Origin of the sequence: Pseudomonas sp. NPDC087804, assembly GCF_044742965.1 — a bacterium.
GTDB classification, from domain to species: Bacteria; Pseudomonadota; Gammaproteobacteria; order Pseudomonadales; family Pseudomonadaceae; genus Aquipseudomonas; species Aquipseudomonas rustica.
Genome location: NZ_JBIUVN010000002.1, coordinates 205,432 through 225,067 on the forward strand (window position 1 = coordinate 205,432; position 19,636 = coordinate 225,067).

Annotated in this window: 17 protein-coding genes; 7 read left to right on the forward strand and 10 right to left on the reverse strand. The window is 59.3% G+C overall.

Going from position 1 to position 19,636, the window contains the following annotated elements; genetic code table 11:
• Positions 1-220 precede the first annotated feature (220 nt).
• Complete coding sequence (locus tag ACIOMO_RS07990; protein ID WP_401239751.1) at positions 221-1,312, forward strand: DUF1615 domain-containing protein; 1,092 nt, start codon at positions 221-223, stop codon at positions 1,310-1,312.
• 70 nt (positions 1,313-1,382) lie between these two features.
• Here ACIOMO_RS07990 and ACIOMO_RS07995 read toward each other — a convergent pair whose 3' ends face one another.
• From ACIOMO_RS07995 to ACIOMO_RS08010, 4 genes are all read right to left on the reverse strand, one after another.
• Positions 1,383-1,745 (reverse strand): hypothetical protein, encoded by a 363-nt coding sequence (locus ACIOMO_RS07995; RefSeq protein WP_401239753.1) that lies wholly within the window; start codon positions 1,743-1,745, stop codon positions 1,383-1,385.
• Between the two features lie 395 nt (positions 1,746-2,140).
• Complete coding sequence (locus tag ACIOMO_RS08000) at positions 2,141-2,833, reverse strand: anti-sigma factor domain-containing protein (RefSeq protein ID WP_401239755.1); 693 nt, start codon at positions 2,831-2,833, stop codon at positions 2,141-2,143.
• On the reverse strand, positions 2,830-3,366 hold the full coding sequence (locus ACIOMO_RS08005) for a sigma-70 family RNA polymerase sigma factor (RefSeq protein WP_159815760.1): 537 nt from the start codon (positions 3,364-3,366) through the stop codon (positions 2,830-2,832). The genes ACIOMO_RS08000 and ACIOMO_RS08005 overlap by 4 nt, the downstream gene beginning before the upstream one ends.
• Before the next feature lie 144 nt (positions 3,367-3,510).
• Positions 3,511-4,032: a DUF3455 domain-containing protein gene (locus ACIOMO_RS08010; RefSeq protein ID WP_053121866.1), complete on the reverse strand. Its 522-nt coding sequence runs from the start codon at positions 4,030-4,032 to the stop codon at positions 3,511-3,513.
• Positions 4,033-4,233: 201 nt separating this feature from the next.
• Here ACIOMO_RS08010 and ACIOMO_RS08015 point away from each other — a divergent pair, with 201 nt between their 5' ends.
• Entirely contained in the window at positions 4,234-4,857 is a 624-nt protein-coding gene (locus ACIOMO_RS08015; RefSeq protein WP_053121865.1) for a glutathione S-transferase N-terminal domain-containing protein, read from the forward strand.
• A gap of 237 nt (positions 4,858-5,094) precedes the next feature.
• Here ACIOMO_RS08015 and ACIOMO_RS08020 read toward each other — a convergent pair whose 3' ends face one another.
• Positions 5,095-5,535: a CBS domain-containing protein gene (locus ACIOMO_RS08020; protein ID WP_053121863.1), complete on the reverse strand. Its 441-nt coding sequence runs from the start codon at positions 5,533-5,535 to the stop codon at positions 5,095-5,097.
• Positions 5,536-5,898: 363 nt separating this feature from the next.
• Here ACIOMO_RS08020 and ACIOMO_RS08025 point away from each other — a divergent pair, with 363 nt between their 5' ends.
• Positions 5,899-8,259: a DNA polymerase II gene (locus tag ACIOMO_RS08025; RefSeq protein ID WP_401239760.1), complete on the forward strand. Its 2,361-nt coding sequence runs from the start codon at positions 5,899-5,901 to the stop codon at positions 8,257-8,259.
• Here ACIOMO_RS08025 and ACIOMO_RS08030 read toward each other — a convergent pair.
• The 3 genes from ACIOMO_RS08030 to ACIOMO_RS08040 all read right to left on the reverse strand — a co-directional run bounded on the left by ACIOMO_RS08030 (position 8,224) and on the right by ACIOMO_RS08040 (position 11,015).
• Positions 8,224-8,694 (reverse strand): DUF1810 domain-containing protein, encoded by a 471-nt coding sequence (locus ACIOMO_RS08030; RefSeq protein WP_401239763.1) that lies wholly within the window; start codon positions 8,692-8,694, stop codon positions 8,224-8,226. The genes ACIOMO_RS08025 and ACIOMO_RS08030 overlap by 36 nt on opposite strands.
• A 25-nt stretch (positions 8,695-8,719) precedes the next feature.
• Complete coding sequence (locus tag ACIOMO_RS08035; protein ID WP_400749396.1) at positions 8,720-9,541, reverse strand: aldo/keto reductase; 822 nt, start codon at positions 9,539-9,541, stop codon at positions 8,720-8,722.
• Between the two features lie 325 nt (positions 9,542-9,866).
• Positions 9,867-11,015, reverse strand: coding sequence for an aldose epimerase family protein (locus ACIOMO_RS08040; protein WP_053121854.1), 1,149 nt, complete (start codon positions 11,013-11,015; stop codon positions 9,867-9,869).
• Positions 11,016-11,352: 337 nt separating this feature from the next.
• Here ACIOMO_RS08040 and ACIOMO_RS08045 point away from each other — a divergent pair, with 337 nt between their 5' ends.
• The 3 genes from ACIOMO_RS08045 to ACIOMO_RS08055 all read left to right on the forward strand — a co-directional run bounded on the left by ACIOMO_RS08045 (position 11,353) and on the right by ACIOMO_RS08055 (position 14,508).
• Positions 11,353-12,102, forward strand: coding sequence for a hypothetical protein (locus tag ACIOMO_RS08045; protein WP_400646431.1), 750 nt, complete (start codon positions 11,353-11,355; stop codon positions 12,100-12,102).
• Between the two features lie 195 nt (positions 12,103-12,297).
• The gene (locus ACIOMO_RS08050) at positions 12,298-13,512 is read left to right on the forward strand and encodes an MFS transporter (RefSeq protein ID WP_053121850.1); all 1,215 of its coding nucleotides are present in this window, start codon (positions 12,298-12,300) and stop codon (positions 13,510-13,512) included.
• A gap of 210 nt (positions 13,513-13,722) precedes the next feature.
• On the forward strand, positions 13,723-14,508 hold the full coding sequence (locus ACIOMO_RS08055) for a sulfite exporter TauE/SafE family protein (protein ID WP_282359301.1): 786 nt from the start codon (positions 13,723-13,725) through the stop codon (positions 14,506-14,508).
• Positions 14,509-14,702: 194 nt separating this feature from the next.
• Here the strand turns inward: ACIOMO_RS08055 and ACIOMO_RS08060 are convergent, their stop codons facing one another.
• The gene (locus ACIOMO_RS08060; RefSeq protein WP_401239769.1) at positions 14,703-15,167 is read right to left on the reverse strand and encodes a GNAT family N-acetyltransferase; all 465 of its coding nucleotides are present in this window, start codon (positions 15,165-15,167) and stop codon (positions 14,703-14,705) included.
• Between the two features lie 208 nt (positions 15,168-15,375).
• Here ACIOMO_RS08060 and ACIOMO_RS08065 point away from each other — a divergent pair, with 208 nt between their 5' ends.
• Positions 15,376-15,942, forward strand: a complete 567-nt coding sequence (locus ACIOMO_RS08065; RefSeq protein ID WP_401239772.1) for a DUF4174 domain-containing protein — start codon at positions 15,376-15,378, stop codon at positions 15,940-15,942.
• 115 nt (positions 15,943-16,057) lie between these two features.
• Here the strand turns inward: ACIOMO_RS08065 and ACIOMO_RS08070 are convergent, their stop codons facing one another.
• Positions 16,058-19,636 carry an ATP-binding protein gene (locus ACIOMO_RS08070; RefSeq protein WP_401239775.1) on the reverse strand — a complete coding sequence of 1,193 codons (3,579 nt, stop codon included), beginning with the start codon at positions 19,634-19,636 and terminating at the stop codon, positions 16,058-16,060.

A 19,636-nucleotide genomic window follows, 5' to 3' on the forward strand; every position in this document is an offset into this window, starting at 1 on the left:
CTCCTTGCGCAAATGCGACTCCAGGTGCAAATGATAGGTTTTCTCAGTAACGTTTTGCAATCAGTTTGTCAGTACTCTCCAAGACACCCCGTAGGCGCTGCCGAAGGCTGCGATCTTTTGATCTGGTTTTTTAAAATCAAAGTCAAAAGATCGCAGCCTGCGGCAGCTCCTACACGGATTGTGTATGGTGATCGCGGCTCAACGGACTGGAAGGAGCGCCATGCACACCCCTCGATTACTGATCACCCTCGCCGCCATGCTCGTGCTGGCCGGTTGCGCCAGTCAGCGCAGCGACGAACCTGCACCGCGTGCGCCGAATGAAGTGAAGGCCGAAATTGTTCGGCTGATGCCCGCTAAAATCGCCGATCGCCAAGGCTGGGCCACCGATATCTATGCCGCTTTCGCCGCGCAAAACATCAGCCCGACCACACAAAATATCTGCTCTGTGCTGGCCGTGGCCGAGCAGGAATCCACTTTTCAGGCTGACCCCACCGTACCCGGTCTGGGCAAAATCGCCCGCGACGAAATCGATCGTCGCGCCGGCAAAGTGCACATCCCCAGCCTGTTGGTCAGTGGCGCGTTGCAGGTGAATTCAACCAATGGCAAGACCTACAGCGAACGCCTCAACGCCGCGCGCAGCGAGAAGGAGTTGAGCGCAATCTTCGACGACTTCATCGGCAGGGTGCCCATGGGCCGCACGTTGTTTGGCGGCTTTAACCCGGTGCACACCGGCGGGCCGATGCAGGTCAGCATCGAATTTGCCGAGCAACACGCCAAGGATTATCCGTACCCGGTGGACGGCACGATTCGCCGCGAGGTGTTCAGCCGTCGCGGCGGCATGTATTTCGGCATCGCGCATTTGCTCGGTTACCCGGTGAGTTACCGCGAGCCGCTGTATCGCTTCGCGGATTTCAATGCCGGTTGGTACGCGAGTCGCAACGCCGCGTTTCAAAATGCGGTGAGCCGCGCTTCGGGCATTCCGCTGGCGCTGGACGGCGACCTGATTCGTTACGACTCGATCATGCCCGGCAGCACCGAACTGGCGGTGCGCACCCTCGGCAAATCGCTGGGTATGCGTAACCCAACCATTCGCGATCAACTGGAGAAGGGCAAAACACTGGAGTTCGAAGAGACCAAACTCTATCAACGAGTCTTTGAACTGGCAGAAAAAGCCGAGGGTAAAACGCTGCCGCGTGCGGTGTTGCCGGGAATCGTTCTGCAAAGTCCGAAAATCACCCGCAAACTCACCACCGCGTGGTTCGCCAAACGCGTGGACGAGCGCTACAAGCGCTGCATGGCCAAGGCCAACTAAATCAAGCAGACATAAAAAACCCGGCTGCGGGAGCCGGGTTTCTCTGGGTTGTTGCGATGACGCGAGTCATTCAGACAGCGCGGCGTTCAAGCAGACGATCAGAACCACCTTCAGCGACAGTGTTGCCTTGCAGACGATCCGAACCATCGGCGGCAACGGTATTGCCTTGCAGACGATCTGAACCATCAGCGGCGACGGTGTTGCCTTGCAGACGATCCGAGCCATCAGCAGCGACGGTGTTGCCTTGCAGACGATCCGAGCCATCAGCAGCGACGGTGTTGCCTTGCAGACGATCGGAACCATCTGCCGCAACAGCGTTCTGGTACAGACGATCCGAGCCGTCGGCGGCGATCATCGTGTGGGTTGGGGTAGCGGCGAAAGCATTAACTGCGAAGACCGAAAAAGCGATGCTGAGAAGAGTTTGGCGTTTCATGATGGTGTGCTCCGGGGTGTTGTTGGTTGGTATGGAGCCGATGTTACGCCGCGGATTTTTTATGAGAACTTCATTGACGTGATGGTGAACATCGACAGCAATGATGGTTGAAACGCACCCGTGTAGGAGCTGCCGAAGGCTGCGATCATTTGATCTTGATTTGAAAGGGCAAAATCAAAAGAACGACAGCAATGATGGTTGAAACGCACCCGTGTAGGAGCTGCCGAAGGCTGCGATCTTTTGATCTTGATTTGAAAGGGCAAAATCAAAAGATCGACAGCAATGATGGTTGAAACACACCCGTGTAGGAGCTGCCGAAGGCTGCGATCTTTTGATCTTGATTTGAAAAGGCAAAAGCAAAAGATCGCAGCCTTCGGCAGCTCCTACAGGTGGTGTCAGAGGACTTTTACTGCGCGGCCAATCGCCTGAATCGGCCCGGTCGGTTTGCCGATCGGCGAGCCATTGGCGCCTTCCAGCGTCAACTCGAACAACTGATTCGGCTGCAGCGGCGGCAGTTTATCCAGCGGTACCCGCAACGCCTCGCCCGGTTTGACCAACCCCAGCGACACCGGCCCTTGCCAGCCATCGGCCTTGGTCCAGAACTCCAGCGCCTTGTCCGCCGGCACTTCGACCACACCCAGCGGAATCAACTGTATCTCCCGCGAGTCGCTCGCCTGAATCACCCAGCCTGGCGCCTTGTCCTGCGGCGCCACCAGCACCACCAGATAACTCGGCTTCGGCGTGGTCTGGGTCAACAGCATCGCGCCCAACACCAACGTCGCCGCCAGACCAGCAGCACTCAACCCGCGCCACAACGGCAGCAGATTCCACCAGGACGTCGCCGGCGCTGTCTGCGTCAGCCGATCTACACTGCGTTCGATCCGCCGCCACAGCTGCGCCGAGGGTTGCTGCGGCTCGGCAAGATCCGTCAGCTCCAGCAAACGCCGCTCCCAGGCGTCCACGGCGGCGCGCAAATCGGCGTCATGCTGCAGACGCTGTTGCACCTCGATGCGCTGCTCGGCCGACAGGGTGCCGAGCACATATTCGCCGGCCAGTTCATCTCGATCCTGCGCCGATTCAGTGGTCATCCCATGCACTCCCGCAGCGCAGTGAGGCTGCGTTTGATCCAGGCTTTGACGGTGCCCAGCGGCGTGTCGAGGCGCGCGGCAATTTGCGCGTGGCTGTAGCCGTCGACGTAGGCGTGAAGGATGCAGTGGCGGCGCTGCGGCTCCAGTTGTTCGAGGCAACGGTGAATGCGCGCCGAATGCGCGTGGGCGTCGAACGCATCCTCGTCGTGCACAGGCATTTCATGCGCTTCGTTGAACGGCGTTTCCCGCGCCTGATTGCGCAACTGATTCAGCGCCAGATGGCGGGTCACGCTGAACATCCAGCCGCGCGCCGAACCGCGCGCCGGATCAAAACCCGCCGCGCCGTTCCAGATTTTGATAAAGGCTTCATGGACGATGTCCTCCGCCAGCGCCGTGTCTCGCACCAGCCGCTTGGCCACACCGAGCAGACGCGGGCCTTCCTGCACATACAAATCGCGCAGGGCCGCACGCTCGCCCCGGGCACAGGCGGCGAGGCGGGCTTGGTAATCGAACTCGGATTCGGCTAAAGGCATGTCGTGCAATCTAGCTCACATTCCCCAAAACAACACAGAACCTTGTAGGAGCCGAGCTTGCTCGCGAAGGCGGTATGTCAGTTGACCCGTGCGTCACAGACCTACCGCTTTCGCGAGCAAGCTCGGCTCCTACAAAAGCATGGATCAGTTCGCCGCCCAGAAGATGTAATCGGCCTGATACTTCACCACTTCCTGCTTGCCCTTGTTCGCCGCCGTGCATTCACTGCCCGGCGCCACGCCGCCTTTGAGCGCAACCCGCTGGATATAACTCACACCACTCATCGCGCCTTTACCTTCAGCCGGATTGGCCTTGACCAGTTGATAAGGCAGGTTCCCCGGCGTCGACGGTGCCACGGCCAGTTGTGTGCCGGTGACTTTCGAACCGTCCTTGGCCTGCCACGTAGCCGGCGGGCCGAAATAAGTGCCGACCTGCTTGCCGCTGCGATCATTGAGCACCGCTTTCGGGCCAACGAACGTCCACTCGGTCTGCCCGGCAGCGTTGGGTTTGTCACGGCATTCATAAGTAATCTCGCCAACCCCGGTGGTTTCCATGGCGATCTTGTGGCCGTCCGGGACTTTGATCGCATCGGGATAACTGCTTTGGGCGAAGGTCGTCGAGGTGACGGCGAGCAAACCGGTGAAGCCAATCAGTTGGGTGATGTTCATCAGGTGTTCTCCGAAAAGGGTAAACCGCTGACAGCCGAGGAGGGCTGTTACAGGGACTACCCGTGGCGGAGCGGTTTGGATGCAGTGCCTGAAAAATAAATTTCAAACACCCTCAAGCCCCACTGGGCAGGGAGGTAGACCCAAAGGCTGCAAATGCACTACAACTGAAGTGGGCGGATAACCAATCGAAAGGGGGGAGCTATGTATCAACTCTACGGACATCGAAATTCCGGCGCAGCCGCCATCGAAGCGGCGCTGGAGCTGTGCCAGATCGCCTATCGCTTCATCGATATCGAAGCCAGCAGCGAGGCCGCCGAGGCGCTGGCCAAGCTAAATCCGCTGAAACAGATCCCGACCCTGCAATTGCCCGACGGCAGTGCGCTGACCGAAAGCGCGGCGATTCTGATTCACCTTGGCTTGACCTTTCCCAAGTCCGGTTTGCTGCCAGTCGAGGCCGCCGAGCGCGACCAGGCGATTCGCGGCATGGTTTATATCGTCAGCAATTGTTACGCAGCGATTGGCGTGATCGATTATCCAGAGCGCTGGCTATTGATGCCCGACGAAGCGTCGCGACAGAACCTAATGGCCGGCGCCCGTGAGCGATTGCACTGGAGTTGGGAAGTGTTTGCCGACCAGTTCTCCGCCGAGCTGTACCTGGACGACGAAACGCCGGGTGCGCTGGATGTGTTGGCGGCGGTGGTAACCCGTTGGGCGGGGAGCCGCGAGCATTTGCGTCAGACGCGGCCGGGGTTTTACGCGTGGCTGCAACGCATTGACCGGCACCCGGTACTGGCCCCGGTGTTCGCCCGGCATTGGCCGTCCTGAGCCCGACGCAAAACCAAAATGTGGGAATGAATCCTTTGCCTAGGGAATTTATCTGTGGTGAGGGGATTGATCTGTGGTCAGGGGATTTATTTGTGGCGAGGGGATTTATCCCCGATGGGGCGCGAAGCGGCCCCGCTTTTGACTTACAAGCGGGACTGCTTCGCAGTCCATCGGGGATAAATCCCCTCGCCACAGATAAATCCCCTCAGGATTCGGCCTTACAAGGGGGGGCGGGGACTACTCCCCGCGAATGTACTGCTCCAGCTGTTTGATCAACTCAGCCTGCTCGGCAATGGCTTCCTTGACCAGGTCACCAATCGACAGCAGCCCGATCAACTTGCCATCCTGCACCACCGGCAAATGCCGCAGACGCTTGTCGGACATGATGCCCAGGCACGTGTCGACGGTCTGGTGCGTATCGACGGTGATTACCGGCGAGACCATGATGTCGCGCACTGGCGTGCCCACCGACGAACGGCCATGCAGCACCAGCTTACGGGCGTAATCGCGCTCGCTGATGATGCCCAGCACTTCGTCGTTCTCCACCACCAGCAAGGCCCCGACGTTTTTCTCGGCCATCTTCATCAGCGCTTCGAGCACCATGTGATCAGGTTTGATCTGGTGCACTTCCTGATTTTTCTGATCTTTGAGCTTGAGCAGTTGGGCGACGGTCTTCATGGCGGTTACTCAGGTGTTGTCGTTGTTATCCAAGCATCGTAGACCCTGAGGCGCAGGGCAAGGTGACAAAGCGGCAGATAGCACGCAAAAAACGTCATTTCCCGAAAAAAAGCCCGAACACACAACCATTCTTGGAGGGAACCTCTGTAGCGAGGGGATTTATCTGTGGCGAGGGGATTTATCCCCGATGGGGCGCGAAGCGGCCCCGCTTTTGACCTACAAGCGGGCCCGCTGCGCAGGCCATCGGGGATAAATCCCCTCACCACAAATAAGTGGCTCACCACAAAGTATCCAAACTCAAACCGCGGTCGCTGGAAGGGCAGCGTAGAATGCCCCTCTGTTTCAATACCCGAGGTTGCAGTGGTGGATTTACCGCAGGGCTTCGTCCTGACCCGGCATTGGCGTGATACGCCGGCCGGCACCGAAGTCGAGTTCTGGTTGGCGACCGACGCCGGGCCGCGTCGTGTGCGTTTGCCGCATCAACCGTCGGTGGCGTTTATCCCCGCTGAACAGCGCGAGGCGGCCGAACGCTTGCTGCACGACGAAAAGAACGTCGAACTGCGCCCCTTGGCCCTGCAGGACTTCGAACATCGTCCGGTGCTCGGCCTGTATTGCCAGCAACACGGCCAGTTGATGCGTCTGGAAACCGCGCTCACCCGCGCCGGCGTCGACGTTTACGAAGCCGACGTGCGCCCCCCGGAGCGCTACCTGATGGAGCGCTTCATCACCGCGCCGGTATTCTTCAGCGGCACAGCGGACGCCGACGGCACCTTGCTCAACGCCCACCTCAAACCCGCACCGGATTACCGACCGAAACTGCGCCTGGTCTCCCTCGACATCGAAACCACCGAAAATGGCGAGTTGTATTCCATCGCCCTGGAAGGTTGCGGCGAGCGTCAGGTGTACATGCTCGGCGCACCGAATGGCGACGCCAGCATCGTCGACTTTGATCTCGAATACTGCGACTCGCGCACCGTCATCCTGAAGAAGCTCAACGACTGGTTCGCACTGCACGATCCCGACGCGATCATCGGCTGGAACGTCGTGCAGTTCGACCTGCGCATCCTTCACGAGCACGCGCGGCGCCTCGGTGTGCCGCTGAAAATCGGCCGTGGCGGCGAAGAAATGCAATGGCGTGAGCACGGCAGCCGCAATCACTATTTCGCTTCGGCAGCGGGGCGGTTGATCATCGACGGTATCGAATCCCTGCGGTCGGCGACCTGGAGTTTCCCCTCGTTCAGTCTGGAAAACGTTGCGCAAACCCTGCTCGGCGAGGGCAAGGCCATCGACAACCCGTACCAGCGCATGGACGAAATCAACCGCATGTTCGCCGAAGACAAACCGGCGCTGGCCAAATACAACCTCAAGGACTGCGAACTGGTCACGCGGATCTTTGCCAAAACCGAGTTGCTGACTTTTCTGCTGGAGCGCGCCAGCGTCACCGGATTGCCGGCGGATCGCAGCGGCGGCTCGGTGGCCGCGTTCACGCATCTCTATATGCCTTTGATGCACCGGCAGGGCTTCGTCGCGCCGAATCTCGGTACCAACCCGCCGCAGGCCAGCCCGGGCGGCTTCGTCATGGACTCACAACCAGGTCTTTACGAGTCGGTACTGGTGCTCGACTACAAAAGCCTGTACCCGTCGATCATCCGCACTTTTCTGATCGATCCGGTGGGCCTTATCGAAGGCTTGCAACACCCGGACGACGCTGACTCTGTACCGGGTTTCCGTGGCGCGCGCTTCTCTCGCACCCGTCATTGCCTGCCGTCGATCGTCTCGCGCGTGGCCGAGGGTCGCGAGACCGCCAAACGCGAGCACAACGCACCGCTGTCGCAAGCGCTGAAAATCATCATGAACGCCTTTTACGGCGTGCTCGGTTCCAGCGGTTGCCGGTTTTTCGATACGCGGCTGGCCTCGTCGATCACTCTGCGCGGTCACGAAATCATGCTGCGCACGCGCAAGTTGATCGAAGAGCAGGGCCACGCGGTGATCTATGGCGACACCGATTCCACCTTCGTCTGGCTGCGCCGTCAGCATGGTCAGGAAGAAGCGGCAAAGATCGGCCAGGCGCTGGTCGAGCACGTCAATAACTGGTGGCGCGAGCATGTGCGCGATGAATACGGCCTGGAAAGCGCCCTCGAATTGCAGTTCGAAATTCACTACAAACGCTTTCTGATGCCGACCATCCGTGGCGCGGAGGAGGGCAGCAAGAAGCGCTACGCCGGCCTCGTCACCCGCGCCGACGGCAGCGATGAAATGGTCTACAAAGGCCTGGAAACCGTGCGCACCGACTGGTCGCTGCTGGCCCGGCAATTTCAGCAGGAACTGTACGAGCGGATTTTCCAGCGCAAGCCGTATCAGGATTACGTGCGCGACTACGTGCGCAAAACCCTCGCCGGTGAGTTCGATGATCGGCTGATTTACCGCAAACGCCTGCGCCGCACCCTCGACGACTACGAACGCAACGTGCCGCCCCACGTGCGCGCGGCGAGGCTGGCCGACGAATACAACACGCAGTACGGTCGGCCACGGCAATATCAGAACGGTGGCTGGATCAGTTACGTCATTACCTTGGCCGGCCCCGAACCACTGGAAGTGCGCCGCGCGGCCATCGACTACGACCACTACATCACCCGGCAGCTGCAACCGGTGGCAGATGCGATTCTGCCGTTTGTCGACGACGATTTCTCAACCCTGATCGGTGGGCAACTGGGCCTGTTTTGAGTCGAGCAGTTGCAGCGTCCATTCATCGAGAATGCCGTGGAAGTAGCGCTCCAGCGCCTGCGCGAACAGGCTGTCGTCGGCGCTGAACTGAGCGAACAGCGTCATCGAAGAGTGAAATTTCAGGTCGTCAGGATGACCGAAAATCTCCGCGATTGAACGCTGGTGCACGTTGAGCACCAACTGCGTGCAGGTGCGCAAGCGGGCGCCGAGCAATTCATGGTCGAGGTAGGCCTGCGCTTCTTCGGCGGAACCGATGGCGTAGCGTCGGGACATTTCACTGCCGCCCAAACCGGCGAACTGCGGGAAGACGAACCACATCCAGTGACTGCGTTTGCGGCCGTCTTCGAGTTCGCGCTGCACCCGCTCGAACACCGAGTCTTGGGCCAGCACAAAACGTTGCAGGTTGAACGGGTCGTTCTGATCCGTGCTTCTCATCGCGAAGCCCTCGCCAGTCGGCGGCTCAGACCATGGCCAGCCGCTGCTTGCGTTGTGGCGCTTGAAACACCTGATCCAGCGCCGCCAGATCCCCGGCCTCCAGTTGCAGCTGCGCCGCTTGTGCATTGAGTTGCACGTGTTCGGGTCGCACAGCCTTGGGAATCGCAATGACCCCATCCTGACGCAGAATCCACGCCAGCGAAACCTGCGCGGGGGTGACGCCGTGACGAGCGGCAATCTGTTTCAGCACCGGTTCCGCCAGCATCGCGCCGCCCTGACCGATCGGGCAGTAAGCCATCAGCGGCATCCGCTGGTGCTGACACCAAGGCAGCAGATCGAATTCAATGCCGCGCTCTTCAAGGTTGTAGAGCACTTGATTGGTGGCGCAGGCCGAACTGGAGAGTTCTTCGAGGTCATCGACGTCGAAATTGGAGACGCCCCAACGGCCGATCTTGCCTTCTTCGCGCAGACGTTCGAAGGCTTCGACGGTTTCTTCCAGCGGATACTGGCCGCGCCAGTGCAGCAGATAGAGGTCGATGTAATCAGTGTCGAGACGGCGCAGACTACGCTCGCAGGCTTGCGGAATGCCTTTGCGGCTGGCGTTGTGCGGGTAGACCTTGCTCACCAGAAACACTTGATCGCGCAGACCGGCAATCGCTTCGCCGACCACCGATTCGGCACCGCCCTCGGCGTACATTTCGGCGCTGTCGATCAGGGTCATGCCCAGTTCGATCCCCGTGCGCAACGCCGCCACTTCACGCTTGTGCGCCGAACGGTCTTCGCCCATGCGCCAGGTGCCCTGACCAATGACTGGAACCTGCACACCGGCCAATTCAAGGGTACGCATTCAAACCTCCTATCTGAAAGAGTCGATACCTTTAAGTGGGCAGCAGGATAGCCCAGGGGTTCCGAAAGCTTGCAGATGAGGCGCTTTTTACGAAGGTCGCTTGGATGGCGAGGGAATTTATTGTGGTGAAGGGATTTATTATGGTGAGGGGATTTATTGTGGCGAGGGGATTTATCCCCGCTGGGTTGCGCAGCAGCCCCAAAACCATTCAGCGCGGAGTATCAGGCAAACCCGGTTGTCTGGTTTTGGGGCTGCTGCGCAACCCAACGGGGATAAATCCCCTCGCCACAGGGGACTCAACTCATCACAGATGTTGTGTTGGCAGTTATTTCGCGGAGAACTTCAACACCACGCTGTGGTTGTAAGTCTGCCCCGGATCCAGCCGCGTGCTCGGGAAGTTCGGCTGATTAGGCGAGTCTGGATAGTGCTGCGTTTCCAACGTAAACGCGCCCCAGTGCGGATACACCTTGCCGCCCTTACCCTTGACCGTGCCATCCAGGAAGTTGCTGGTATAAAACTGCACACCCGGCTCGGTAGTGAACAACTGCAAATGCCGCCCCGACTGTGGATCGCTGACTTCAGTGGCGACTTTGCTCACATCGCCCTTGGTATCCAGCGCCCAGTTGAAATCAAATCCACCCTGTTTCGGCTCAGCAAATTTCAGCTGCTCATGATCAGCCTTGATGTGCGTGCCGATCGCCGTGGGCTTAGTGAAATCCATCGGCGTGCCCGCAACGGGCGCGAGTTCACCGGTCGGGATCAGTTTGGCCGTCACCGGCGTGTAATGGCTGGCGTACAGGGTCGCGACCTGCTTGAGAATGTCGCCATTACCGGCGCCGGCGAGGTTGAAGTAACTGTGGTTGGTCAGGTTGAGCACCGTCGGTTTGTCGGTGTTGGCCTTGTAGTCGATACGCAGCTCGTTGTTGTCGGTGAGGCGATAGGTGACCTCGGTGGTGAGGTTGCCGGGAAAGCCCATTTCGCCGTCCGCCGACAGATACGTCAGGGTTACGCCGACCGAATCCTTGTCCTTGGTTTCCTGGGCTTTCCAGACTTTCTTGTCGAAACCCAGCGTGCCGCCGTGCAGCGCGTTGCTCTTGTCGTTCTGCGGCACTTGATAGCGTTTGCCATCGAGTTCGAACGCACCTTCGGCCAGGCGATTGCCGAAACGGCCGATGGTCGCGCCGAAATACGCGGTGCCTTTCTGATAACCCTGCACATCGTCGAAGCCGAGCACGACGTCGTCGAACTTGCCGTGCTTGTCCGCCACCAAGAGCGATTGCAGGGTCGCGCCGTAAGTGATGACGGTGGCTTGCATGCCGTGGCTGTTGCGCAGGATGTATTGCTCGACGGGCGTGCCGTCATTGGTTTTGCCGAAGGCTTTGTGCTCGGCGCTGAGGCCGGCGGCATTGGCGGAAAGGGTGGCGATCATCAGGGACAGTCCGAGGCCGGAGAGCAGGTGTCGGGATTGAAGCATGGTTGACCTTCCTTTTTGTTGTTGTTTTCAAAGCAGCGCGGATTCCCCTGTAGGAGCTGCCGAAGGCTGCGATCTTTTGATCTTTATAAAAGCAAAAGATCGCAGCCTGCGGCAGCTCCTACAGGATGGTTAATAGTCATGCTATCTGTGAGTAGGAAGAATATTTATAGCGGATGAATCGTTTATTGCCAAAATAAAGTCTGACTAATTGATGTAGGGATCAGCGCCAAAGGTCGGATCAACGCTCGCACACTGCACTTTTTCGAATTTCCCGGCTCTATCCATGGCCAGGATGCGGTGACCCCCGCCGCACAGGAATGTGCCTGTTCGAGACTACATGCCGAGATTTTTTCAGCTGATTGCCGATTTTTTTCGCCGACCGTGCCTGCCGCTCGCCTGTCTGTCATTGCTGTTATTCAGCGGTTGCAGCCATCAGGAGGGCAACGGCTTTTTCGCGCAGATGCGTGACGGCCAGCCGCAGGAATTCATGCAGACCAGCGTCGACCGTATGGCCACGCTGGCAATGCGCGACAACCTCAACAGCCTCTACCGCCTGATGGGCAAGCTGTACCTGCGCAATCCAGAAGAGCTGAAAAAATCGGGGTTCCTCAGTATCAGCGTGGCGGTGAAACAGGTGCGTCTCGCTGTTGAACAGCAGCAGCCATTACCGGTGCTCGGCGGAAGAAAGGATCTCGCGGCGCTGAGCTACGCGATGAGCCCGGAGTTTCGCGGTGACCGCGTCGGCGCGTTCATCTATGCGATCGGCAGCATGCTGGTGACCGCCCACGGCAATCGCACCGAGTTCTACATGACCGATGCGATCAACCCGACCTTCGTTCACAATGCCGCGCGCAACATCGAAAAAGCCACGTGGATTCTGTCGCAACGGCAGAACAAGGATGGTCAGCCATTGCTGTTTTCCAATGAGATTTCGGAGGAGGGCAGCAACCTCAGCTTTGCCACCGAGTTCGGCAAAATCGTCGCGCGGCTGGATCTGATCACGCAGATGCTTGATGAGCGCTACCGGCGGATTGGTTTGAATTACGCGCAGAGCCTTCTATTCCTGAATTTCCTCCCAGTGCAGTGAGTTCTACGAAACCTGTGGCGTGCAGAGATCCAATGTGGGAGCGAGCCTGCTCGCGAAAGCGGTGGTTCTGTCAACACTTCCACGCCTGAGAGACCGCATTCGCGAGCAGGCTCGCTCCCACATTGATCAAACGGTGTGCCTGGTTTTTGTATACAATCCGTCACCGCTATTGATCGAAAGGGAGCTGCACCCGTCATGACCGACCCCGCAAGCGCCGATTTCACTCGCGTTGACCGCGCCGTCCGCTCGGACAAATTGCCTTATGCCGCGTTGCTGGCGTTCGCCATGACCGGTTTCATCGCCATCCTCACCGAAACTCTGCCAGCCGGCCTGCTGCCGCAAATCGGCGCCGGGCTCAATGTCAGCGAGGTGCTCGCCGGGCAACTGGTGACGCTGTACGCGCTGGGCTCGATTGTCGCGGCGATTCCGCTGACCGTCGCCACGCGCGGCTGGCCTCGGCGGCGGGTGCTGTTGATGACCGTCGGCGGTTTTCTGGTGTTTAACACCGTCACCACGTTTTCCAGCCATTACGGCCTGACCCTCGCGTCGCGGTTTCTCGCCGGGATGGCGGCGGGGCTGTCGTGGGGGATCATGGCCGGCTATGCGCGCGGCATCGTGCCGGTGCATCAACAGGGCCGAGCGCTGGCGATTGCTATGCTTGGCACGCCGGTGGCGCTGTCATTAGGCACGCCGGCGGGAACATGGCTGGGTAATCTGATTGGCTGGCGTGCTTCGTTCGGCATCATGTCGGCGTTGGCACTGGTGTTAGCGGCGTGGATCGTCATTGCGGTGCCGGATCGTCCGGGACAAACCAGCGAAGAACGCCTGCCGTTGCTTGAATCGTTGCGTCTGCCGGGTGTGCGACCGGTGCTGTTCGTGGTGCTGACGTGGATGCTCGGGCACAACATTCTTTACACCTACATCGCGCCGTTTCTGATGCAGGCCGGATTGGCCGAACGGGTTGATCTGGTGCTGCTGGTGTTTGGCCTGTGCTCGTTGGTGGGCATCTGGATTATCGGCATGCTGGTCGATCGCTGGCTGCGTTGGTTGACGTTGATCAGCCTTGCGGTGTTTGCCGTGACCGCGCTGGTGTTGGCGCTGCTGGCGCCGTCACCGTGGCTGATTTACACGTGCATGGCGGTGTGGGGCTTGTCCTTTGGCGGCTCGGCGACGTTGCTGCTGACCGCCGCGGCGGACTCGGCGGGCGATCACGTCGACGTGGTGCAGGCGATGCTCACCACGTCGTGGAACGTGGCGATTGCCGGCGGCGGGTTGTTCGGTGGCTTGCTGCTGGATCGGGCGGGGGCGATGTCGTTTCCGTGGGCGCTGCTGATCCTCTCGCTGATTGCGCTCGCTACCGTTTGGATCAACAGCAACCACAGCTTCAAACCGGGCCGCCGCCAGCACTGACAACGCAGTCTCTCTGTAGGAGCTGCCGCAGGCTGCGATCTTTTGATGTGGGGTATAAAAAACAAGATCAAAAGATCGCAGCCTGCGGCAGCTCCTACAGGGGGAATGGTGTGTTGGGGCATAACGATAGACCGCATTGATATATGTGGTTATAAGAAAAATCGCTATGCTGCGGGCCAGATTTTTCCTGTCGTTTTTGTGGACGGTTTAATGGAATTGGCAAATTTCGGCCTGGTGATTGCCGGGCTGGTGGTGGGGTTTATCGTCGGCATGACCGGTGTCGGCGGCGGTTCGTTGATGACGCCGATCCTGCTGTGGTTCGGCATCAACCCGGCAACGGCGGTGGGCACTGACCTGTTGTACGCCGCCATTACCAAATCCAGCGGCGTGCTGGTGCACAAAAAGAACAAGAACATCGATTGGGCCATCACCGGCTGGTTGACCCTCGGCAGCGTGCCGGCGGTGGCGATGACCTTGTGGTTCCTCAGCACCCTGCACACCGCGCCGGATGCGATGAACGCCATCATCAAACAAGCCTTGGGCTTTGTGTTGTTCGCCACTGCGCTGGCGATCTTCTTCAAAAAACGCCTGCTCGCATTCGCCCACAGACGCGCCGGCGGCAACTACAACCCGAGCGGTACGCGCCTGAACGTGTTGACCGTGATCACCGGTCTGATCCTCGGCACCATGGTCGCGCTGACCTCGATTGGCGCGGGTGCGCTCGGCACCGTGGCGCTGTTCATTCTTTATCCATTGCTGCCAACCCGTCGTCTGGTCGGCACCGAAATCGCCCACGCCGTACCGCTGACACTGGTTGCAGGCCTCGGTCACGCGAGCATGGGCAATATGGATTGGGGGGTGTTGGGCTTTCTGCTGATCGGCTCGTTGCCGGGCATCTGGCTCGGCAGCCACCTGACGGGGCGCATTTCCGACGAAGTCCTGCGCCCGTGCCTGGCGACGATGCTGGTGTTGATCGGCTACAAGCTGGCGTTCTGATCCATTAGGTAAGATACAAAACCTGTGGCGAGGGGATTTATCCCCGATGGGCTGCGAAGCAGCCCCAGTTAATGCAACTGCATTCCACCAGACACACTTCAATCTTAGGCTTTGGGGCTACTGCGTAGCCCATCGGGGATAAATCCCCTCGCCACAGAAACCCCGCTGACCACGAGTTTTGTGCTGCTTAGGGGTCAGTGTTTAATGGTGTATTTCATCACCGTCACCGGCAATTCCTCGTACACCATTTCCTCAATCACCTCCCATCCCAACCGTGCATACAGCGATTGCGCCGCATCGGTGTACAGATACAACTCCTTCACGCCCAGCGCCGCCGCTTCTGCAACCACACGGTTAACCAGTTGCGAAGCAACCCCGCGTCCGCGTTCTTCAGCTTTCACATAAACCCCGGCCAGCCAGGGCGTCAGGTTCGGGCGCAGTTTAAGATCGTTTTCAATCAGCAGTGCGCCGCCGAGCAAGCGAGAACCTTCGAGTGCCACCACAACGCTGGGGATCGCGCCTCTGCCGCAAGCTGCACGCATGCGTTGTGTACGCGCCTCCAAGGTATCTTCGGGGCGATATTTACCCCATTCATCGAAGTTAAGCGTGGCCAGTTCTTCAATCAATTCGGGGTGATCGCACAGGTAATCAATGTGCATGCGGGTGAACTCCGTTTCGGTGGTTGATCCACCACCCTAATGCGGTCATAAAAGGTAATCAAATCTGCCTTGCGATCGTGTCTGTGATGTTGCGCAATGTCGGCCCTGACCTAAGCTTCTAACAAGGCGACACCTATTTGCCAGATAGCCCCGGAACAATCGCCACGATGCGCAATCATTAGAGCGTGGATATTAAAAGGAGATGCGCATGCTCATCAGGTCACTGACCCTGACACTCTTGCTGGCAATTGCCGGCCCTCTGTTCGCCGCTGACAACGATTCGCCGATTGCCGGCGACATGGGCCGCGCCCGACCGCTGATCGTGATCGCACAAAGCACCGTTGACCCCGTGTGGGTCGGCCTGAAAAAGTCGCTCGACGATCCCGCCAACAAAAAAGGCGTCGCCGATCGCAACATCAAGGTTTACACGATCCTCAACATGTCCGGCCAGCTCGATGGCAAAGACCTCGGCCAGCAGGACACCATGGCGCTGCTGCGCTCGCTGAAGCTGGGTGCTGGCGCGTATCCGAAAGTGTTCCTGGTGGGCAAGGACGGCGAGACCAAACTGTCGGCGTCGGGGGATGAAGCGAAAGCGGTGGATTTGAAGAAAATTTTCGACACCATTGATGCCTTGCCGGCGACCGAGAAAGACATTGCGCCTCCGTCCGTGGCAAACACACCGGCAGCCGCAGAACCGGCCGCAAAAGGCGCAAAAGGCACCAAACCAACCAAACCTGCAAAACCCACCAAGCCACCAGAAATGCCGGATGACTAACTGAAGTCAACGCAAATCCCCCTGTAGGAGTGAGCCTGCTCGCGATAGCGGCATGTCAGTTGATACATGTGTTGACTGATACACCGCTATCGCGAGCAGCCTCACTCCTACAGTTTTAAGCTGCGTGTTCTTGCAATGCTGTTTGCAAGCGCTTCATCTCTTGCACAAAACCTTCATACAATCGATGCGCCTCCTGCTGAGTCGTGCTCGACTTGCACGCCACCTCCAGTTGCTCACACGCCGCAATCAACGGCGTCGCATGAATAATCCGCGCACTCCCGAGAATCTTGTGGCAACGCCGTGCCATGCCTTCAAAATCCCCCGCTTCAAACAACAATTCCATCGCCTCGACATCCTGCTGATTGGTGCGTAACACCGTCTCCAGCAATTGCCGGGTCAGCCCCGGATCGCCAGCGGTAATGTCGCTGACCTTGGACGGATTAAAACACGCCGCACTGGCCTGACGTTCACGCTCCGATTCACGCAGATAACGCTCCAGCGCACTGCGTGTCAGCGGTTTGAACAGGCAGGCGTTCATGCCCGCGTCGAGACAGCGGCGGGTTTCCTCAGGCTGCGCATTGGCGGTCAGCCCCAGTACATGGGTCGGCGTGCGCCCCTCGGCGGCTTCGATGGCGCGCAATTGGCGGGTCATTTTGTCGCCATTGAGCAGCGGCATATTGCAGTCGGTAATCAGATAATCGAAGGATTCTTCGCTCCACAGGCGCAACCCTTCGAGACCGTTTTCGGCGCAGGCCACGCGCATCCCCAGCGATTCCAGTTGCCGCTGCAGCACCACCCGATTGAATTCGTGATCCTCGACAATCAGCACATGCCGCGACGGCAGCGGTGGCAGATCTTCAGCCGCCATCGTCGGCAGGGTTTGTGTCTCGGTGTGCAATCGGGTGCTCAGGTTGAGGGTAAAGCACGAGCCGAGCCCCGGCTCGCTTTCGCAAGTCAGTTGCCCACCCATCAACTCGGTCAATTGCTGACAGATCGACAACCCCAGCCCGGTGCCAATCTGTGTTTCGCTCTGGCCGTCAGCGAATTGGGTGTACGGCTGAAACAGGCGCTGGCGCTGTGGCTCGTCCATGCCGATGCCACTGTCGCGCACCGCCAGGCGCAATTGCACCAGATCGCCGTGAGTCAGCAGGCTCAGCTCAACGCTGACCGTGCCTTGGGCGGTGAACTTGATTGCGTTGCTCAACAGGTTGGAGAGAATCTGCCGAAAGCGCAGCGAATCCAGTTCCACCGCTTGATCAGCATCATCGGTGATCAAGGTCAGGTCGATGTTTTTCTGTTGCGCGAGGCTGGCGAACGCCTGCACCACGGTGCGCGCCAGACGCTCGGGATAGCAGCGGCTGCTGCGCAATTCGAACTGGCCGGCTTCAAGTTTGGTCAGGTCGAGAATCTCGCCGATCAGTTCCATCATGCCGCCGGCCGACTTCTGCGCGATGTCGATCAACTCGCCGTCGCCGGTGCGTTCGGGATGTCGATTGCGCAACAGTTCGAGCACGCCGATCAGCGCGCTCATCGGCGTGCGGATCTCGTGGCTCATCACCGCCAGAAAATGGCTCTTGCCCCGATTCGCCGCTTCGGCTTGATGTTTGGCGGCGAGCAAGGCGTGTTGCAGATGCTGTTGTTCGGTCAGGTCGATCCAGCCGCCGATCACGCCGGTCATTTTGCCGTCGGAGTCGCGGTAGGGCAGGGCCCAGTGGTAGATGTGGAAGGTGTTGCCCTTGACCGAGAGCGGGAAATTGTCGAACGACGGCTCGCCGCTTTCCAGGGTGGCGCGGTGGATGCGTTTGTAGTTGTGGGCGTTATCCAGCGGCAGCACGTTGGCCTCGATCAGGCCTTTGTGCAGCACCTGCTCAAGCTCCACGCCCATCACCTGCAAATAAGCGCGGTTGCAAGTGAGCAGCAGGCCTTTGCGGTCGCGCACGTAAATCGGGTGCGGCGTGCCATCAACCAACGCCTTCATAAACAGCAACTGATCGCTCAAGGCTTTTTGCGCTTTGAGACGCTCGGCGATTTGCCGGCGCAGGCCGAGGTTCCATGCGATAAAACCGAGCAAAACGGCCACCAGCACCATCGCCGCACGCAGAATCCAGCGCTTGTATGTGCTCCAGCCGTCCTCGCCGTTTTGCGGGTTTTGCCAGCGATTGGCCAAATCGCTGAACTCGCCGGGGGCGATGTCGAGCATGGCTTTGTCGAGGATCGAAATCAGCGTGGCGTTGTGTTTGCCGGTGGCGAAGGTGATCAACGCCGGTTGTGTGCCGAGCACCGAGTCGATTTGCAGGCGTCCACGAAAGTAGCGATCAATCAGATAAGCCGCGCCCATCTGCGGCTGAATCACACCCTCGACCTGGCCCTCGGCGAGCAGTTCGTAAGTCTCGATCGACGTATCGACTTCGACTGCGCGCAACTCCGGCCATTCCCGCGCCAGCCAATGCGCGGCTTCCGAGCCCTTGATGATTGCCACCGGCCGGCCTTTCAGCCCGCTCATGCCCTCACGGTTGGGCTTGACCCGTGTAACCAGTACAAACGGATTGACCACGTAGGCGCGGGAGAACTTCAGATCCTTGTGCCGGCGCTCGCTGTAAGTCAGCGCCGCGATCAGGCTGGGTGGATCGCGTTGCGCACGACGGGTCATGGCGTCCATCGAGGTGATTTTCTTTGGCTGAAACGCGAGGCCCGTGCGGTCGTTGATCAGCTCGAGCAAATCGGCGGACATGCCGCGCATTTCGCCTTCGGTATCGAAGAAGCTGAACGGCGAATACATGTCGTTGGCCAGCACCTCAACAATCGGATGATCCTTGATCCACTGCTGTTCGACCGGCGTCAGTTGCAGACGGCCGTAACCGAGTTTCGGGTTGGAACCGATGCCCCAACGCCGGGCGATTTGCGCACGTTCCGCCGGGGAGATTTTCGCCAGAACGTTGTTGAACAGATTGAGTAACTGCGCGTCTTCGCGCTGCATGGCGAAGCTGAAACCCAGGCCTTCGGAATCGCGCTGAATAGTCTGCTTGAGGCTCTGCTGGTAACTGCGTTCGAGCAGGTATTGCGCGGAGATCGCATCGGTCAGCAGCACCTTGTTTTCGCCATAAGCCACCAGGCCGAGGCCGTAGGGTGTCGACTCGACCGCCTCGCGGGGATGATCGGGAAACAGCGCGGCGACGCGACTCGGAATCATCCAGTCCGAATCGAACAGAACGGTGGTGTCCTTGGGCAACTGATTGTTCGCCCAGTGGGTGCCGAAACGGCTGACCAGCACCGCTTGATCGTACGCATACGCCGCACTCATGCGCAGTTCGCTGTACTGGTTTTCCAGATGATTGATGCGTGGCACCACATCGATGTCGCCACGTTGCAGGGCGGCGAGGGCTTCGGCCTGATTGGCGAACCGTTCGATCTGCACCCGCAGGCCCAGAGTGCGAGCGATGATGTCGAGGTAATCGGCGGACAGGCCTTGGTATTCACCACCGTCGGCGGTGATGTCGAGCGGCGGCCGATCCGGCAGATAGACCCCGGCGCGCAACACGGCTTTTTGCGTCAAAAAATGCCGTTGCGTGCTGCTCAGGGGCAGGGTTTGCTGATTGCTGGTCGCGCGGCTGAGCAGGCTCAGCGTGTCGGCCTGGGCATTGAGTGCCAGCCAGCCGAGGCAGAAAACAGCGAGCAGTTGTCTGAACCGGTTCAT

Excerpts from the sequence above, each read along its gene's own strand:
- ACIOMO_RS08065 (WP_401239772.1), top strand. The coding sequence starts at position 15,376 with ATGCTCATCAGGTCACTGACCCTGACACTCTTGCTGGCAATTGCCGGC.
- ACIOMO_RS08045 (WP_400646431.1), top strand. The coding sequence starts at position 11,353 with ATGCCGAGATTTTTTCAGCTGATTGCCGATTTTTTTCGCCGACCGTGC.
- ACIOMO_RS08035 (WP_400749396.1), bottom strand. The coding sequence starts at position 9,541 with ATGCGTACCCTTGAATTGGCCGGTGTGCAGGTTCCAGTCATTGGTCAG.
- ACIOMO_RS08000 (WP_401239755.1), bottom strand. The coding sequence starts at position 2,833 with ATGACCACTGAATCGGCGCAGGATCGAGATGAACTGGCCGGCGAATAT.
- ACIOMO_RS08040 (WP_053121854.1), bottom strand. The coding sequence starts at position 11,015 with ATGCTTCAATCCCGACACCTGCTCTCCGGCCTCGGACTGTCCCTGATG.
- ACIOMO_RS08015 (WP_053121865.1), top strand. The coding sequence starts at position 4,234 with ATGTATCAACTCTACGGACATCGAAATTCCGGCGCAGCCGCCATCGAA.
- ACIOMO_RS08005 (WP_159815760.1), bottom strand. The coding sequence starts at position 3,366 with ATGCCTTTAGCCGAATCCGAGTTCGATTACCAAGCCCGCCTCGCCGCC.
- ACIOMO_RS07990 (WP_401239751.1), top strand. The coding sequence starts at position 221 with ATGCACACCCCTCGATTACTGATCACCCTCGCCGCCATGCTCGTGCTG.
- ACIOMO_RS08055 (WP_282359301.1), top strand. The coding sequence starts at position 13,723 with ATGGAATTGGCAAATTTCGGCCTGGTGATTGCCGGGCTGGTGGTGGGG.
- ACIOMO_RS07995 (WP_401239753.1), bottom strand. The coding sequence starts at position 1,745 with ATGAAACGCCAAACTCTTCTCAGCATCGCTTTTTCGGTCTTCGCAGTT.
- ACIOMO_RS08070 (WP_401239775.1), bottom strand. The coding sequence starts at position 19,636 with ATGAACCGGTTCAGACAACTGCTCGCTGTTTTCTGCCTCGGCTGGCTG.
- ACIOMO_RS08060 (WP_401239769.1), bottom strand. The coding sequence starts at position 15,167 with ATGCACATTGATTACCTGTGCGATCACCCCGAATTGATTGAAGAACTG.
- ACIOMO_RS08050 (WP_053121850.1), top strand. The coding sequence starts at position 12,298 with ATGACCGACCCCGCAAGCGCCGATTTCACTCGCGTTGACCGCGCCGTC.
- ACIOMO_RS08030 (WP_401239763.1), bottom strand. The coding sequence starts at position 8,694 with ATGAGAAGCACGGATCAGAACGACCCGTTCAACCTGCAACGTTTTGTG.
- ACIOMO_RS08020 (WP_053121863.1), bottom strand. The coding sequence starts at position 5,535 with ATGAAGACCGTCGCCCAACTGCTCAAGCTCAAAGATCAGAAAAATCAG.
- ACIOMO_RS08010 (WP_053121866.1), bottom strand. The coding sequence starts at position 4,032 with ATGAACATCACCCAACTGATTGGCTTCACCGGTTTGCTCGCCGTCACC.